This is a genomic window from Flavobacterium sp. MAHUQ-57 (assembly GCF_051908335.1).
In the GTDB taxonomy this organism is placed as follows: Bacteria; Bacteroidota; Bacteroidia; order Flavobacteriales; family Flavobacteriaceae; genus Flavobacterium.
In genome coordinates this window covers 510,577-525,332 of sequence record NZ_JBPZTE010000006.1, presented here as the reverse complement: position 1 = coordinate 525,332, position 14,756 = coordinate 510,577, and the positions used below count along the sequence as shown (strand labels likewise).

Genomic DNA, 14,756 nt, shown 5'->3' with positions numbered 1-14,756 from the left:
ATAACTCATAATTTTAAATGAAATTACTCGTTGATAGCGGTTCTACTAAGGCCGACTGGATTGCCATTGATGATGCCGGTAAGGTATTGTTTACTACGCAATCTTTGGGATTAAATCCTGAAGTGTTGTCTAAAGATGAAATTATTAACCGTTTGGAAGATCGTTTCGATATTTCACACAACAAAAGCCAAGTGTCCAGTTTGTTCTTTTATGGTGCCGGATGTGGCACGGATAGAATGAAAAATTTTCTGACTCAAGTTTTTCAAGATTACTTTCCAAACGCTGTCGTTACTGTACATGAAGATACGTATGCCGCCGTTTTTGCCACTACACCAAAAGGAGAAAAAGCAATTGTTAGTATTTTGGGTACTGGTTCGAACTGTAGTTATTTTGACGGTCATGTTTTACACCAAAAAGTACAATCTTTAGGTTATATCGCGATGGATGATTGTTCCGGAAATCGATTCGGACGTCATTTGTTGAGAGGCTATTATTTCAATAAAATGCCAGCTGATTTGGCTCAAGAGTTTGAAACAACCTATAATGTTGAACCAGATCCGGTGAAGCATAATTTGTACAAAGAACCCAATCCGAACGCTTATTTGGCGACTTTTGCGAAATTCTTAATCAAACACAAAGACACCGAATTCTGTCGCCAATACATTTTTGAAGAAATGGAATCTTTTGTCGAAAATTATATCAAACAATTCGATAATTACAAAGAAGTTCCAGTGCATTTCATCGGTTCTATTGCTTTTTATCTAAAAGAAGAATTACAAAGCGTTTTAGACAAACACGGAATCCAATTGGGTAACGTTTTACGTAGACCAATTGACGGTCTCATCGAATATCATGTTTTAAATAAATAATCATGGAAATTGCAATAATCGCACACGACGGCAAAAAAGCCGATATGGTGCAGTTTTTAAATAAAAATATTGACATTCTAATCAAAGAGAATATTAAGATAGTAGCAACAGGAACTACTGGTAGTAAAGCCGAAGTGGTGGGCATAAAAGTAAAAAAAATGCTGAGTGGTCCATTAGGTGGTGACGCTCAAATTGCTGCTCGTGTTGCCGAAGGAAAATGTAAAATGGTGCTCTTTTTTAAAGATCCCATGAGTAGTCATCCTCATGAGCCGGATATCAATATGCTGATCCGAATTTGTGATGTACATAATGTGCCTTTGGCTACAAATGAAGCTACCGCACAGCTTTTGTTGAACGCAATAACCGAATAATTTAAATCACGCTTTTTTTGGCGTGATTTTTGTTTTTTGGTAGGATATTTTTAATATATTGGCAAACCAAATAACTTATAAACAATGAAAAAAATTGCACTACTTTTAATGGTATTATCGGTAAGTTTATCTTACGGACAAAAGAAGAAAAAGAAAACAACTGCTTCTAAAGCAACAGCTAGCGTTTTAGCGAAGTCAGGTGATGCTTCGGTAGCTTATAATAAAAAGAAAGATTTGTTCTTGGTTGTAGCCAAAGACAGTATGTTGTTGAGTAAAAGCCGTACTGATTTTAGCCCAAGCAATGTAAAAGTAGCGCAGGTAAAAGTGAAAGCCAATACGTTTTACTGTGTTACATGGAATGAAATTGTAAAAACGGAAACGAAGCTTAAAAAGGAAACCGCAACGGTTACTGAAAACCAATTGTGGAATCCGGCTACTAAAACTTTATTGATTGGAAATACGCAAAAAGCAATAGAAGTGCAGGAAATCGTTTTCTTGGATAAATTGAAAACCGCTTCCGAAACCCAATTCAAAAAACGAAGTGAAGGTTACGAATTCCAATTATTGCCCAATGGAGAATTTTTATTGAAAAATAAAACAAAAGCGACCAAGTATGTGTATAACGAGAAATCTTCCCGTTACGAAGCAAAAAAATAATCTATCGAAATAAATAAAAAAGCAGACATCTAGTCTGCTTTTTTATTTACAGTAATTGCTAAAAGAAAAATAAGACTAAATTTTATCCAGTGATTTATTTTTTAAAATAAAATAAAAATCACAGATTTTGTGATTTTCTTTTTAAAATAGAAAATAAATCACAGCTATTTGGTTTAGGTATTTTTTTGCTTTAAGTGAAGCCACAAGAAATAATTTATTCTTCAAACCAGCTTTCTACAACACGATAGGCTCTTTCAATGAAACCTCTTCTTTTACTAGAGATGCCACCTACTTGATAAATCATACCGGTTGTATTGTCAATAAGTGTGGTGTTGATTATAGTGGATTCTCCAACAGTTTTAACCGTATCTTTCATTCCCATAAAAGAATACACTAATTTTTCTCCTTCTTTAACACGGATAGAATAGGTGCCGTCAAAATTACTTTGTACTCCTCTTGTGGTGCCTTGAACAACTACGTTGGCTCCAGGAATTGGGCCCGATGCATCAGATACAATGCCAGTTATTATCTTTTCTTCAGATTGATTTACGGTTTCTGTCGGAACATTCGCAGTGTTTATATTTTTAGTATCTGTTTGTTCTGTTTTTGGTTTTTCCTGTGCAGTAGCTTTGGTGTCAAATAAAGCAACCATTCCAAAAAACAAAGATGCCAACCAGATCGATTTTCTTTCCTTAGGTAGTACCAAGTCTCTATCCAATTGAGTAGTGAGAAATCGACCGCATAAATTTTGATTCTTTTTATAAGCACCGATAATTTCTCTGTCGGTTAAATTGGTAAAATCATACACATTTTTCTGGCAGGCTGCACAAAATCTTCCTTTTTCGTTTGGTGTCATTTGTGCCCAGTTTTCGTGGCAGGGTTCTGGTATGGTTAATTGTAATCTTTTCATAAATGATTCATTTTTTATTCTAACCAAGTTTCTACTGAACGGGGAAATCTTCCATAATAGACACTTTTTTTAGGAGAGTCTGACTTTGAAAATATAATTTCACCAAGAAATACATTATTGTCTTGTAAAGTCGTGTTTATTACGTTTGAAGCTCCAACAGTTTTAACAACATCGTTCATTCCCATAAACGAATAGATTAATTTTTCACCTTCTTTAACACGGATTGAATAAGAACCGTCTAATTTTGTATGCGTTCCTCTTGTTGTTCCTTGAACTATAACATTGACTCCAGGAATAGGTCCGTAGGGATCACTAACAATGCCGGTAAGTATTTTTTCGCCTCTTTTTAATACAACTTCCGTTTCAGTTTTACCTGAATCCTGATTTTTGATATCCGTTTGTTCTGTTTTTGCTTTTTCCTGAGCAGTTGCTTTGGTGTCAAACAAAGCAATCATTCCAAAAAACAGGGAAGCCAGCCAAACCGATTTTCTTTCCTTTGGAATTATTAATTCTCGATCTAATTGTGTCTTTAAAAAGCGACCACACAATTTTTGATCTTTCTCATAAGCATTGATAATTTCCCTGTCGGTTGCTTTTGTAAAATCATAAACATTTTTTTGACACGCAGCACAAAATCTTCCTTTTTCGTTTGGTGTCATTTGTGCCCAGTTTTCGTGACAGGGTTCTGGTATGGAAAGTTGTAATTTTTGCATAGTATATAAAATAAAAAAAATGGTCTGTATAATTGTATAGAGACCATTTTTTAGGAAAAGGTTGGGAGGGAAGAGAAAATTAATGATTGATTTTAATTTCAAACATTTTATCCCAATTTTTTCCGGTTACAAAAATCGTTTTAGTTTTTGGGTTGTACGCAATTCCGTTTAATACATCAATATCCGGATGTTGAGTTACTTTTTCTTTCAATTTAGACAAATCGATTACCGCTTCAACCGCACCCGATTTTGGATCAATGATTGCTAAAGCATCCATTTGATAAACATTAGCATATATTTTTCCGTCAATCCATTCTAATTCGTTAACGGCTTTAATTTTGTTGTTGGCAGTGTATACATTAATGTAATCAACCGGTTGGAATGTTTCCGGGTTTATAAGCGTAATTCTTTCGGTACCGTCACTTTGGTATAGGTTCTTTCCATCATTGGTTAAACCCCATCCTTCCATTTTTTTGAAGTATTTGAAAGTTTTCTCTTTTTTGAAAGTATCGGCATTGTAAACATAACCTTCGTTGTTCAACCATGTCAGTTGGTATACTTTATTATTCAAAATCGTAATACCTTCGCCAAAATAATCGGCGCCCAATTCAACTTTTTTAAGCACTTTTCCAGTTCTGTAGTCGGTTTTTCTTAAACTGGAAATACCACGAACACCAGAGCTGTTTCCGGCACCATTTCCAGTTCCTTCAAATAAAGTATCACGATAAAATTCCAAGCCTTGTGTATAAGCTTTTAAGTCGTGAGGGAAAGTACGAAGTACGGTATAGGTTAGTAATTTTGGTTCTATATGGGAAACCAATTCAATTCTACTTTCTGTTTTTGTTGAATCGCCTTCGAAATAAATGACTGCTTTTAAGTTTTGGTAACCAAATTTCTGATCTTTTAAACTATAATTGAAAGTGGTATTGCCTTTAACTGATCCGATTTTTTTATCGCCATTATAGTAAACAATGGAATCAATGGTTTTGTCTTTTTTATTCTTTACGACCAATGAAACATTGTCGTCTTGATGGTATAACAGCTTAAATTGGGAGTCGTCGATTGAAAATAAATTTTTTTTATCACCGGCACAATTTGTTAAAAGCATGACTAATGAAGTGAATGCTAGTAGGTTATATTTTTTCATTATTAATTATTTTTCGAATACAATATACAAAGGAGTTTTACATTATCAAATGTGCTTGCAAAAATACAAAAAGATTGTATATTTGCACCGGCAAGTCCTACACGACCAGCTCCTGCAGACTCCTCCAGGGTGGGAACGCAGCAAAGGTATGCGGTTGTAGCGGTGCGATGTAGGTCGCTTGCCATTTTTTTCTTAAAGTAATTCAGAATTTGTAGTCCCGTTTGTTCGGGATTTTTTATTTTTAGGACAAATTATTCCTAATGCAATTATCCTGGCAGGTTGTTACCTTAGAACTTAAAGAAACGTTTTCGATATCGTATGGGAATTATTCTCATAGAGAAGCCTTGATTGTAACATTAGCATACAATGGAATTGCAGGTTATGGAGAATGCACCGCTATCGATTATTATGGCGTTAAGCTTTCAGATTTTGAAAAACTGCTTTCCTCAAGTAAAACTTTAATTGAAAATTTTCAAATACTACATCCACAAGATTTTTATCGTTTTTTAAACACTATACAATTGCCTGAGTTTTTGCTTTCGGCATTGGATTGTGCCTATTGGGATTTATTTGGAAAATTGGAGAACAAAAGTTTTTTGGAGTTGAATTCAATTCAGTATCAATCACTACCAGATTCGTCAATAACCATAAGTGTTGCTGATGTTTCGGAACAAATTGAGAAGATAGAAAAATCGAATTGGACCAAATTTAAAGTGAAATGTAATGGATTTGATGAAAAAGCAATATTGAAACTTTCACAAATGCCTCAAAATCTTGCTTTGGATTCCAACGGGAGTTTTAACAAAGAGCATTGTATTTGGTTGCAAAATTATACCGATTCGGAACGATTTAGTTATATAGAACAGCCAATGAAGACTGGGAGTTATTCCGTATTGAATAGTGATTTGAATGCGAATTGGATGGCTGATGAAGATTGCCAAAGCGTAAGAAATTTACTTTCTTTGCAATCACATTACAGAAGCATTAATGTAAAGTTAATGAAATGTGGAGGTTTAACACCGGCACTGGAATTGATTAAAGTAGCTAGAGCATTAGATTTTAAAATTATGGTAGGTTGTATGACCGAGTCGAGTATTGGAATTTCTGCAGGAGCAGTATTGTCACCGTTAGTGGATTATGTTGATTTGGATGGCGCTAATTTAATTGCCAATGATATTGCCTCTGGAAGCAAAGTTATTAATGGAAAAATTCAATTATCAGAAAAGCCCGGATTGGGAATTTCAATTATATAAATAATAATATGAGTAAAGTAGTACTAATCACTGGTGGTTCGTCAGGAATTGGAAAATCAATTGGAGAATTTTTACACCAAAAAGGGTTTACAGTCTATGGAACTAGCCGTAACCCAGAAAGAATCACGAATTCTGTGTTTCCGTTGCTTGCATTAGACGTTCGTAATGTTGAAACCATTCAACAAGCGGTAAATCAAATTATTGCAAAATCAGGTAGGATAGATGTGGTAATCAACAATGCGGGTGTTGGAATCACGGGGCCAATTGAAGAAATTCCAACAGAAGAAATCAAAAATAACTTTGAAACGAATTTTTTCGGCCCCATTGAAGTGATGAAAGCTGTTTTGCCTCAAATGCGATCGCAGAAATCGGGATTAATTATCAATATCACTTCCATTGCAGGTTATATGGGATTACCTTACAGAGGTATTTATTCTGCTTCGAAAGGTGCATTGGAATTGATAACGGAGGCTTTACGTATGGAAACCAAACAATTTGGCATACAGATCACGAATGTGGCTCCGGGTGATTTCGCCACTAATATTGCAGCGGGTCGTTATCATGCGCCGGTTATCAAAGGATCAGCCTATGAAGTTCCTTATGGAAATACTCTAAATGAAATGAATACGCATGTAGATAGTGGCAGTAATCCTGAGGAAATGGCTAGTGCGATTTATAAAATCATTCAAACTCCAAATCCGAACGTGCATTATAAAGTAGGTGCTTTCATGCAGAAATTTTCTATTGTTTTGAAAAGAGCATTACCGGATAAAGTATACGAAAAAATGCTGATGAATCATTATAAATTGTAATTTTGCGTCCGCGTGAGGGATAGAAGCGGAACTCCTTTTTATTCACGGAAGTGATAAAAAGAGTAAAGCGTATAGCACGGCCCAAAGGGACACGCCCAAATTAATTAATATTAATCGTTAAACACAACTATTTTAAATACACACAGATGAAATTTTTTATTGACACAGCCAATTTAGATCAGATTAAAGAAGCACAGGCTTTAGGAATTCTTGATGGAGTTACGACTAATCCGTCATTAATGGCAAAAGAAGGAATTACTGGTACAAATAACATTTTGAAGCATTATGTTGACATATGTACTATTGTTGATGGTGATGTTAGTGCTGAAGTAAATGCGCTTGACTTTGAAGGAATGGTTAAAGAAGGAGAGGAATTGGCAGAATTGCACGAACAAATCGTAGTGAAATTACCAATGACTAAAGAAGGTGTTAAAGCTTGTAAATATTTTTCTGATCGTGGAATCAGAACGAATGTAACGTTAGTGTTTTCGGCAGGTCAAGCTTTGTTAGCTGCAAAAGCCGGAGCTACATATGTTTCTCCTTTCTTAGGTCGTTTGGATGATGTTTCTACAGACGGTTTGAACTTGATTCAAGAAATTCGTGACATTTATGACAACTATGGATTTGAAACTCAAATCTTGGCTGCATCCGTTCGTCACACCATGCATATTGTTAACTGTGCAAAAATTGGTGCCGATGTTATGACTGGACCATTGTCTGCCATTACAGGTTTATTAAAACACCCATTAACAGATATCGGTATTGCTCAGTTCATTGCCGATTATGAAAAAGGAAACAAGTAATTATATAGTACAAAGTATAAAAAAAGCGTTCAGTAAATGAACGCTTTTTTTTATTTTTTAAGTGGAACTTCTACTTCAAATATCTCTCGAAGTTTGCGTCAAATAAGCTAACAAACCCGTTGTTAATGGTTCCATTAGCGTTAATTAGCATCGCACGGTGTATTTTAGTAATAACCCATTTATCTTTTATTTCTTTAAAATCGGCTGCGTGTAATTCATTTTCGGACAAATTGTATTCTTCTAAAGTTTTTCTCCAAGTTTCGTAAGTATCATCAATGTTTACTGCTATAAAATCCCAATCTGGATGTTTGGTTTTGAGTTCTTTAGCTCGTTTATGTGCTGAAACCATGTGTGATCTTGCCTCTGAAGTCCAGAAATAAATCACAGCATTTTTCTTTAAACTTAAATTTACTTTTTCTCCTTTAGGATTAGTTAGTTGTACTTTTTGTAATGGTTTGCCGGGAGACATGGTTTGTGTTGCCTCGGCTATTTTTTTGATTTCTTTTTGTTTTACTTTATCAGTACATAATTTGAAATATTTGTCCAAAAATTTCTGATTGTTCATCATATTTTGGTCTTCCAACATATACATGAAGGCAATATTGTTCAATACCGCATTTTTTATTTTTGGATTGGTAAATATGGAATCTGCCACATCCAATTTTTTAATGTTATTTTCTAAAGATTTATTATTACCATCTTTACTGCAAGTTACATTATTCATCATGGATGTTATATAACGAACAAATGGAGCGAAGTTGGTTAGTTTTTCATTATTGAAATCAATACCTTTTCTGAAAGCATAGTAATCTTTAGGTAATTTTTTGCAAACATCCTGACTGGTTCTGAATTTGTGCGCTAGCGGATAGACTTCTTTTTGAGCTAAATAAGGCATTTCCAACATGGATTTGGCATAAATATCAAAATTTTCATCCCAGTTAATGTCTTCTTTGCGTCTTTCATAAAACGCATTTTTTTCTTTGAAATCGGCGTTTATTTTATCTTCGAATTTTTTCAAATCATAATCGTAGATATCAAAAGTCGTGTTCTTATCGTTTTCATTTTTAAGAAAAAGTTCGATTAAAAAATTGTTTTTTTCATCACCTCTTCCGCAAAACGTTAATGAGTTATCAAATTCGTGAGTGTTCAAACGAATCATCAAACTGTCATTTTTGTCAAAATAAATGTATTGGTATTCCGGATCGTGTTTGAAAGTGTACATTCCCGGAGTTAAAGAATCGTATTTAGTGAAGAATCTATTGTTTTTATCTAATTCGATAGTGTCAATTACTTCATTGTCACGACATAGATAAACCAATTTTGAATTAGGGTTAATAATTTCCCCTCCAAAATAAGCTGAATAATCATTATCTTGAAAGACTCTTGCACAAGAAGTCAGAAGAAATGGACTTATTAAGGTAAACAGAAATGGTAGTTTTTTAAAATAGGCAATCATTCTAATCTAATTATGATAGAGCAAATATATTTTTATTAATAATATCAGGCTGTTAATGGACAGTTAAAGTTGCAATGGGTTGAAATCAATAAAGAAATCCTGTTGAAAAGCAAGTTCCTAAACCAATTATAATTGCAATTACTGAATAGGTGAGTAGTTGGATTCCGAATTTTTTGTCTTCTTTTTGAAAGAAAACTTTATACAAACCGATTAAAAAAGTAAATGGACTTACAAGCAATACAATACCTGCAAACATCATTAATAATAGTATTAAAAGCTCCATAGTGACAATTTAATGCATTCCGCCTAATGAGAAATTCGCAAAACAAGTTCCAAAACCAATTACAAATGTAATGATAGAACCGATTAAGAGTTTAATTCCTGTTTTTCGGCTCTTTTCAGAAGCAATAATCATAATCAATCCAACGAGAAAAAGTGGCGCACTTAAGACTGCCAAAGCCATACCAACTTGTAGTAAGATTTCTGATTGTAGGAAGAATGTTTTCATAGGTCTAATTTAACACTTTTCTGATTTCATCTATTGTATTGTCTCTATAAAATAAGTTCATGGTTTCAAATGGCACCATTTTACCTCTTTTATCAACAATATGCACACAGGATTTCTTTACTGCACGAACATCAAAATCCTGCGCATCCATGAAATTCATGATAATGATACGGAAAAGATTTTCATAATGCAAAGAATCCGATTTTACTCTGGGTAAACAACACATTAATTCACCAAATTCTTCCTCGGCACAATCAACTGAAATTCCGGTACTGAATAAATTCAGCATATGATCTTTCAGTTTTTCGTCGTTTTCAAATACGATGGTATTTTTTGAATTGTTTAATAAATCTTCAGGATTAATTAAATGTGTCATAGGAAGCACTTCTCCATCAATTTTTAATGCATAAGCCATGCATAAAGCATCGGGATTGCAGGGTACCGGAATTAAATCTTGTGGAGTAAAAACGGGATATTGCTCGTATATTTTTCGACGGACTTCAGTTAATGTAATTCTGCCAGCGTTATCGTCATAGTTTTCATTACGTCCTGCTACTTGTGTGGGTTGGAACGTTACACCACGAACACATTTTTGTTGCACGGCATATTCTAAAATTTTGCCAATTTCATCATCGTTTTCTCCTTTTTGTAATGTAATTACCAGAGTAGTGGATAAGTTGAATTTATTTAGATTTTCAATGGCTTTTTTACGGACTTCGGTTAAATCCTCGCCTCTTAATTTTTCTAATACTTCTGGTTTAAAACTGTCAAACTGAAGATAAATTTCGAAATCGGGCATATAAGAAGCTAACTTTTCTACAAAATTCACATCTTTAGCAATACGGATTCCGTTAGTGTTCAACATCAAATGTCGGATAGGTTTGCTTTTGGCAATATCCAAAATCTCAAAAAACTGCGGATGAACTGTGGGTTCTCCACCCGATATCTGCACCACATCCGGTTCTCCTTCATTGGCTACAATTATATCAAACATTTTTTCTATTTCTTCCAATGTTCTGTGGTTTCCGTAATTCGGTCCTGAACTGGCATAACAAGTAGGACACGCCAAGTTGCATCGATCCGTTACTTCTACAATTGACAAACAAGAATGTTGTTCATGATCTGTACACAAGCCACAATCATAAGGGCAACCATAATGAACTTTGGTATTGAATTTTAAAGGAATTTCTGATTGTTTGTTGTAGTTCCTGATTTGACGGTAATATTCTACATCATCGGCAATCATTACTTTAGAATCGCCATGGGTTTTACAATGTTTCAGCATCCAAACTTTATCATCCTGAAAAATGATTTTTGCATCTACAAGATGTAGACACTTAGGGCATAAACTTTTAGTATAATCGTAATAAATATAGTCTCTATTTGGCATTGAAAAAGGATTTAGAAATTCGGATGAAAAATTGATGATAATAAACAAATATAAAAATCGAAATCCAATGTATAATGCTTAAATCCAAAAATAATGCTTGGTAGGGTTTAATGAACTCAACTACAAAACGATACAGAAAATAGGCAATCATAAATAGCTTGAATCGATCTCCGTTTTGCAAAGGATATTTTTTTATCATGATAAAACCAAGTGTCAGGAATGCCATTGTGACAATTTCGTACAAAGCTACTGGGTGTCTAAATTTACCATCTCCTAAATCCATTCCGGTGAAAAAAGTGGTTTCGATACCATAAGTAGGTTCTAAAATACCCATTCCAAAACAACCAATCCGACCAATAATAAGTGCTATCAATATAGGTATGACATAAATATCACCTGATGCGGTTTTAACATGTAAAAATTTCTTGAATAATTCCACTCCAAATAAACCACCAAAAAAGCCACCTGCAACTGTTTTGTTTTGGTAAAAACTAACCCAAGTTTGGTGCATAATTGCATTAGGATTTTCAAACAGTGCAATTACCCTTGAACCAATGAGTGCACCAACCATGGCGCCTAACATAATCCATAACCTATTCATATCAGAAATAGGATCTTGGATGTCTTTTCGTAAAAAATAATAGATGCGGATACCTATAAAAAAGGCAAAGGTTTCCAGAATTAAGTGAATAGGAGCAGCGTTTGAAAAAGGTATTGTCATTTTGATTGTTTCATTGAAGTAAAACTCCACTATTTTTACTACTTTTGCAACACTTTTAAAAAAATAAATAAATGCTTACAGTTTCTAATTTATCGGTTCAATTTGGTAAACGAATTTTATTTGATGAAGTAAACGTAACTTTTACTCAGGGTAACTGTTACGGAATTATTGGTGCAAATGGTGCAGGAAAATCAACATTCTTAAAAATATTATCAGGAGATATCGATCCAACTTCTGGACGTGTTATTCTTGAACCTGGAAAACGTATGTCGGTTCTGAATCAGAATCACAATATGTTTGATGAGCATACTGTTTTGGAAACCGTTTTAATGGGTAACAAAACACTATTCGCAGTTAAAAAAGAGATGGATGATTTGTATGCAGATTATTCTGATGACAAAGTGGATCGAATAGGTGAACTACAAGTTCAGTTTGAAGAAATGAACGGATGGAATGCTGATTCTGATGCTGCGACTTTATTATCCAATCTAGGCATCGGTGCCGATTATCATTATACATTAATGAGCGAAATGGAAGGAAAATTAAAAGTTCGTGTCCTTTTGGCTCAGGCTTTATTTGGAAATCCAGACGTATTGATCATGGATGAGCCTACCAACGACTTGGATTTTGAAACCATCGGTTGGTTGGAGAATTTCTTGGCAAATTATGAAAATACGGTATTAGTGGTTTCGCACGACCGTCACTTTTTGGATGCAGTGTGTACTCACGTATCAGATATTGACTTCGGTAAAATCAACCATTATTCAGGTAACTATACATTCTGGTATGAGTCGTCTCAGTTAGCAGCGAAACAAAGAGCACAACAAAATAAAAAGGCTGAAGAGAAAAAAGCAGAATTGGAAGAGTTTATTCGTCGTTTCTCTGCGAACGTTGCAAAATCAAAACAAGCTACTTCTCGTAAAAAAATGATTGAGAAATTGAACATTGGCGAAATCAAGCCTTCAAGCCGTCGTTATCCTGCCATTATTTTTGACCAGGAACGTGAAGCAGGAGATCAGATTTTGAACGTTCAGAATTTATCCGCTTCGGTTGATGGAGAAGTATTGTTTAAAAATGTGGACTTAAATATGGCCAAAGGCGACAAGATTGTTGTTTTTTCGAGAGATTCACGTGCTACCACCGCTTTTTACGAAGTTTTAAATGGCAACTTAACACCGGATTCAGGAACTTTTGATTGGGGAATTACTACTAATCAATCGTATTTACCTGGTGATAACCATAGTTTCTTTGAAAATGATTTGACCTTAGTAGATTGGTTACGTCAATGGGCTAAAACAGAGGAAGAGCGCGATGAAGTTTATGTACGCGGTTTCTTAGGAAAAATGATTTTCTCTGGTGAGGAAGCATTAAAAACAGGTCGCGTTTTATCGGGAGGTGAAAAAGTACGTTGTATGTTGTCAAGAATGATGATGTTGCGTGCTAATGTCTTAATGTTGGATGAACCTACAAATCACTTGGATTTGGAATCGATTACCGCTTTCAATAACTCATTGAAAAATTTCAAAGGTTCTGTATTATTTACAACACATGACCACGAATTTGCTCAAACTGTTGCAAACCGAATTTTGGAAATTACACCTAATGGTGTAATTGATCGATATATGACTTTTGACGAATATCTTGAAGATGAAAAGATTCAGGAAATGAGAAAGAAAATGTACTCATAATAAAAAAAATCCCGCCTTTTAGCGGGATTTTTTTTTATTGTATTTCTTTACCTTTTTCCGTGCATTTTGCTGTAAACAAATTGGTTTCGTTTATTTTAAATGGACTTTTTATTACGTTTACCGTTTTTACCTTTTCATATTTAAATACTAGACTTACATCTTGATATAAAGCTTCTTTATCGGTTTTGTTAATTTTATGATTGAACTCGTTTTTCTTCTCGTTGAAAGTATAATCTTCTAAATTAATGTCTTTTGAACCGAGAATATTGTAAGAAGGATTTACATACAATACTTCTCTGGATATTGATTTCTCTGCAGCAGATTCTTGTATTGCTTTCAAATCAGTTAAATCTTTTGGCTTAAAATTGCTCTTCTTTAAGATTTCCTTTTCATTAACCATTTGTAACCCTTCTTTTTTAATTGTAAATACTACAGGTTTGTAATAGTTAGGTATTTCTACATAATAAGCTATAAATTCATTGAAATCATTGTCAATTTTAAAATCATAGATAACGTCTTTGGTTTCAGGCAGACCTGTGACATTGGCAGAAAATGACAATAAATCAACTTTTGTATTGAACTTATGTACATTGGGAAATTTCAAACAATTGGGAGAAGTATTGAACACGCGTTGTAATGTAATTACTTTATTGGTTTCATAGCCAACGAATGTTTCTGCTTTTTCAAAATTTTGAAACATAATTTTACATCCTTTTTTTACTTTAGGATTGTGACGACCATATAACTCAAATCGCGTTTGAGGATGAATAGGCGTAAGTGTAATTTTATCTTTCGATACAGCCCATGTTCCTGAAATTAAAGTACCATATCCGGTAATCGCAAATGTGTTGTCTTTCAGAATATAAATGCTTGTCTTTTCACCATTTGCAACTCCCTTTTCTTGATAAAGACCAACAATAGTTGCGTTTTTTTGGGCTGTAATTGATTGTGTGATTGATAAAATAATTGTAGTTACAAGTAATCTAAGCTTCATAGTTTAATTTTTTTGCAAATATACTAATTTGTAAGATTTTACTTAAATAAATACAACTAAAAAATGAGTTAGCTTAAACTTGATGCAATTTCCAATGGATTAGAAAGGATTTTATGAATGGGACATGAATTGGCTATCACTAACAGCCGTTCTTTCTGCATAGCATTAAGCGTGCCTTTTAATTCAATTCTTCTGGAAATTATTGATTTCGATTCTTCTTTACTCCATTCGAATGTAACTTCTACAATGGCTTCTTTTAAATCCCAACCTTTTCTTTCAGCATACATCTTCAAAGTTATAGAAGTACAAGCTGCTAAAGAAGAAGCTAATAATTCACGAGGTGCAAATCCTAAATCTTGACCACCTACCTCAATAGGTTCATCAGCAATGAGCGTATGTGTGGCATTTTTTATTTCTGTTTTATAGTTTTGTTGACCGATGGTTGCTGTAACTTTTTGCATAGT

General features: G+C 34.0%; 17 protein-coding genes and 1 other RNA gene. 8 read left to right on the top strand and 10 right to left on the bottom strand.

Annotated elements, in window-relative coordinates:
- Positions 1–17 precede the first annotated feature (17 nt).
- The 3 genes from ACS8MM_RS02745 to ACS8MM_RS02735 all read left to right on the top strand — a co-directional run bounded on the left by ACS8MM_RS02745 (position 18) and on the right by ACS8MM_RS02735 (position 1,897).
- Complete coding sequence (locus tag ACS8MM_RS02745) at positions 18–869, top strand: BadF/BadG/BcrA/BcrD ATPase family protein (protein WP_379712790.1); 852 nt, start codon at positions 18–20, stop codon at positions 867–869.
- Positions 870–871: 2 nt separating this feature from the next.
- Positions 872–1,240: a methylglyoxal synthase gene (locus ACS8MM_RS02740; protein WP_379712788.1), complete on the top strand. Its 369-nt coding sequence runs from the start codon at positions 872–874 to the stop codon at positions 1,238–1,240.
- An 84-nt stretch (positions 1,241–1,324) separates the two neighbouring features.
- Entirely contained in the window at positions 1,325–1,897 is a 573-nt protein-coding gene (locus ACS8MM_RS02735) for a hypothetical protein (protein WP_379712786.1), read from the top strand.
- Positions 1,898–2,111: 214 nt separating this feature from the next.
- Here ACS8MM_RS02735 and ACS8MM_RS02730 read toward each other — a convergent pair whose 3' ends face one another.
- From ACS8MM_RS02730 to ACS8MM_RS02720, 3 genes are all read right to left on the bottom strand, one after another.
- Complete coding sequence (locus tag ACS8MM_RS02730; RefSeq protein WP_379712784.1) at positions 2,112–2,807, bottom strand: carboxypeptidase-like regulatory domain-containing protein; 696 nt, start codon at positions 2,805–2,807, stop codon at positions 2,112–2,114.
- Between the two features lie 14 nt (positions 2,808–2,821).
- On the bottom strand, positions 2,822–3,520 hold the full coding sequence (locus tag ACS8MM_RS02725) for a carboxypeptidase-like regulatory domain-containing protein (RefSeq protein WP_379712782.1): 699 nt from the start codon (positions 3,518–3,520) through the stop codon (positions 2,822–2,824).
- 79 nt (positions 3,521–3,599) lie between these two features.
- Entirely contained in the window at positions 3,600–4,667 is a 1,068-nt protein-coding gene (locus ACS8MM_RS02720; protein ID WP_379712780.1) for a glutaminyl-peptide cyclotransferase, read from the bottom strand.
- Between the two features lie 88 nt (positions 4,668–4,755).
- Here ACS8MM_RS02720 and ffs point away from each other — a divergent pair.
- The 4 genes from ffs (at position 4,756) to fsa (ending at position 7,535) form a co-directional block, all read left to right on the top strand.
- Positions 4,756–4,854: signal recognition particle sRNA small type (gene ffs, locus ACS8MM_RS02715), an RNA gene on the top strand.
- A gap of 73 nt (positions 4,855–4,927) precedes the next feature.
- Positions 4,928–5,920, top strand: coding sequence for an enolase C-terminal domain-like protein (locus tag ACS8MM_RS02710; RefSeq protein ID WP_379712778.1), 993 nt, complete (start codon positions 4,928–4,930; stop codon positions 5,918–5,920).
- An 8-nt stretch (positions 5,921–5,928) separates the two neighbouring features.
- On the top strand, positions 5,929–6,732 hold the full coding sequence (locus tag ACS8MM_RS02705; protein WP_379712776.1) for an SDR family oxidoreductase: 804 nt from the start codon (positions 5,929–5,931) through the stop codon (positions 6,730–6,732).
- A 146-nt stretch (positions 6,733–6,878) separates the two neighbouring features.
- Positions 6,879–7,535, top strand: coding sequence for a fructose-6-phosphate aldolase (fsa, locus tag ACS8MM_RS02700; protein ID WP_379712774.1), 657 nt, complete (start codon positions 6,879–6,881; stop codon positions 7,533–7,535).
- A 70-nt stretch (positions 7,536–7,605) separates the two neighbouring features.
- Here the strand turns inward: fsa and ACS8MM_RS02695 are convergent, their stop codons facing one another.
- The 5 genes from ACS8MM_RS02695 to ACS8MM_RS02675 form a co-directional block, all read right to left on the bottom strand.
- Entirely contained in the window at positions 7,606–8,991 is a 1,386-nt protein-coding gene (locus ACS8MM_RS02695; protein WP_379712772.1) for a thioredoxin-like domain-containing protein, read from the bottom strand.
- 85 nt (positions 8,992–9,076) lie between these two features.
- Positions 9,077–9,274, bottom strand: a complete 198-nt coding sequence (locus ACS8MM_RS02690; RefSeq protein WP_379712770.1) for a hypothetical protein — start codon at positions 9,272–9,274, stop codon at positions 9,077–9,079.
- Between the two features lie 9 nt (positions 9,275–9,283).
- Entirely contained in the window at positions 9,284–9,499 is a 216-nt protein-coding gene (locus ACS8MM_RS02685) for a hypothetical protein (protein WP_379712768.1), read from the bottom strand.
- Between the two features lie 4 nt (positions 9,500–9,503).
- Positions 9,504–10,889: a radical SAM protein gene (locus ACS8MM_RS02680; RefSeq protein ID WP_379712766.1), complete on the bottom strand. Its 1,386-nt coding sequence runs from the start codon at positions 10,887–10,889 to the stop codon at positions 9,504–9,506.
- On the bottom strand, positions 10,879–11,610 hold the full coding sequence (locus ACS8MM_RS02675) for a prolipoprotein diacylglyceryl transferase family protein (protein WP_379712764.1): 732 nt from the start codon (positions 11,608–11,610) through the stop codon (positions 10,879–10,881). The genes ACS8MM_RS02680 and ACS8MM_RS02675 overlap by 11 nt, the downstream gene beginning before the upstream one ends.
- Positions 11,611–11,681: 71 nt before the next feature.
- Here ACS8MM_RS02675 and ACS8MM_RS02670 point away from each other — a divergent pair, with 71 nt between their 5' ends.
- Positions 11,682–13,298, top strand: coding sequence for an ABC-F family ATP-binding cassette domain-containing protein (locus ACS8MM_RS02670; protein ID WP_379712761.1), 1,617 nt, complete (start codon positions 11,682–11,684; stop codon positions 13,296–13,298).
- A 34-nt stretch (positions 13,299–13,332) separates the two neighbouring features.
- Here ACS8MM_RS02670 and ACS8MM_RS02665 read toward each other — a convergent pair whose 3' ends face one another.
- Positions 13,333–14,292: a hypothetical protein gene (locus ACS8MM_RS02665; protein ID WP_379712759.1), complete on the bottom strand. Its 960-nt coding sequence runs from the start codon at positions 14,290–14,292 to the stop codon at positions 13,333–13,335.
- Positions 14,293–14,360: 68 nt separating this feature from the next.
- The gene (locus tag ACS8MM_RS02660; protein ID WP_379712757.1) at positions 14,361–14,753 is read right to left on the bottom strand and encodes an OsmC family protein; all 393 of its coding nucleotides are present in this window, start codon (positions 14,751–14,753) and stop codon (positions 14,361–14,363) included.
- Between the last annotated feature and the right edge of the window lie 3 nt (positions 14,754–14,756).

Coding starts and splice junctions, on each gene's coding strand:
- ACS8MM_RS02705 (WP_379712776.1), top strand. CDS start 5,929: ATGAGTAAAGTAGTACTAATCACTGGTGGTTCGTCAGGAATTGGAAAA.
- ACS8MM_RS02690 (WP_379712770.1), bottom strand. CDS start 9,274: ATGGAGCTTTTAATACTATTATTAATGATGTTTGCAGGTATTGTATTG.
- fsa (WP_379712774.1), top strand. CDS start 6,879: ATGAAATTTTTTATTGACACAGCCAATTTAGATCAGATTAAAGAAGCA.
- ACS8MM_RS02735 (WP_379712786.1), top strand. CDS start 1,325: ATGAAAAAAATTGCACTACTTTTAATGGTATTATCGGTAAGTTTATCT.
- ACS8MM_RS02670 (WP_379712761.1), top strand. CDS start 11,682: ATGCTTACAGTTTCTAATTTATCGGTTCAATTTGGTAAACGAATTTTA.
- ACS8MM_RS02730 (WP_379712784.1), bottom strand. CDS start 2,807: ATGAAAAGATTACAATTAACCATACCAGAACCCTGCCACGAAAACTGG.
- ACS8MM_RS02660 (WP_379712757.1), bottom strand. CDS start 14,753: ATGCAAAAAGTTACAGCAACCATCGGTCAACAAAACTATAAAACAGAA.
- ACS8MM_RS02695 (WP_379712772.1), bottom strand. CDS start 8,991: ATGATTGCCTATTTTAAAAAACTACCATTTCTGTTTACCTTAATAAGT.
- ACS8MM_RS02740 (WP_379712788.1), top strand. CDS start 872: ATGGAAATTGCAATAATCGCACACGACGGCAAAAAAGCCGATATGGTG.
- ACS8MM_RS02710 (WP_379712778.1), top strand. CDS start 4,928: ATGCAATTATCCTGGCAGGTTGTTACCTTAGAACTTAAAGAAACGTTT.
- ACS8MM_RS02720 (WP_379712780.1), bottom strand. CDS start 4,667: ATGAAAAAATATAACCTACTAGCATTCACTTCATTAGTCATGCTTTTA.
- ACS8MM_RS02675 (WP_379712764.1), bottom strand. CDS start 11,610: ATGACAATACCTTTTTCAAACGCTGCTCCTATTCACTTAATTCTGGAA.
- ACS8MM_RS02745 (WP_379712790.1), top strand. CDS start 18: ATGAAATTACTCGTTGATAGCGGTTCTACTAAGGCCGACTGGATTGCC.
- ACS8MM_RS02685 (WP_379712768.1), bottom strand. CDS start 9,499: ATGAAAACATTCTTCCTACAATCAGAAATCTTACTACAAGTTGGTATG.
- ACS8MM_RS02680 (WP_379712766.1), bottom strand. CDS start 10,889: ATGCCAAATAGAGACTATATTTATTACGATTATACTAAAAGTTTATGC.
- ACS8MM_RS02725 (WP_379712782.1), bottom strand. CDS start 3,520: ATGCAAAAATTACAACTTTCCATACCAGAACCCTGTCACGAAAACTGG.
- ACS8MM_RS02665 (WP_379712759.1), bottom strand. CDS start 14,292: ATGAAGCTTAGATTACTTGTAACTACAATTATTTTATCAATCACACAA.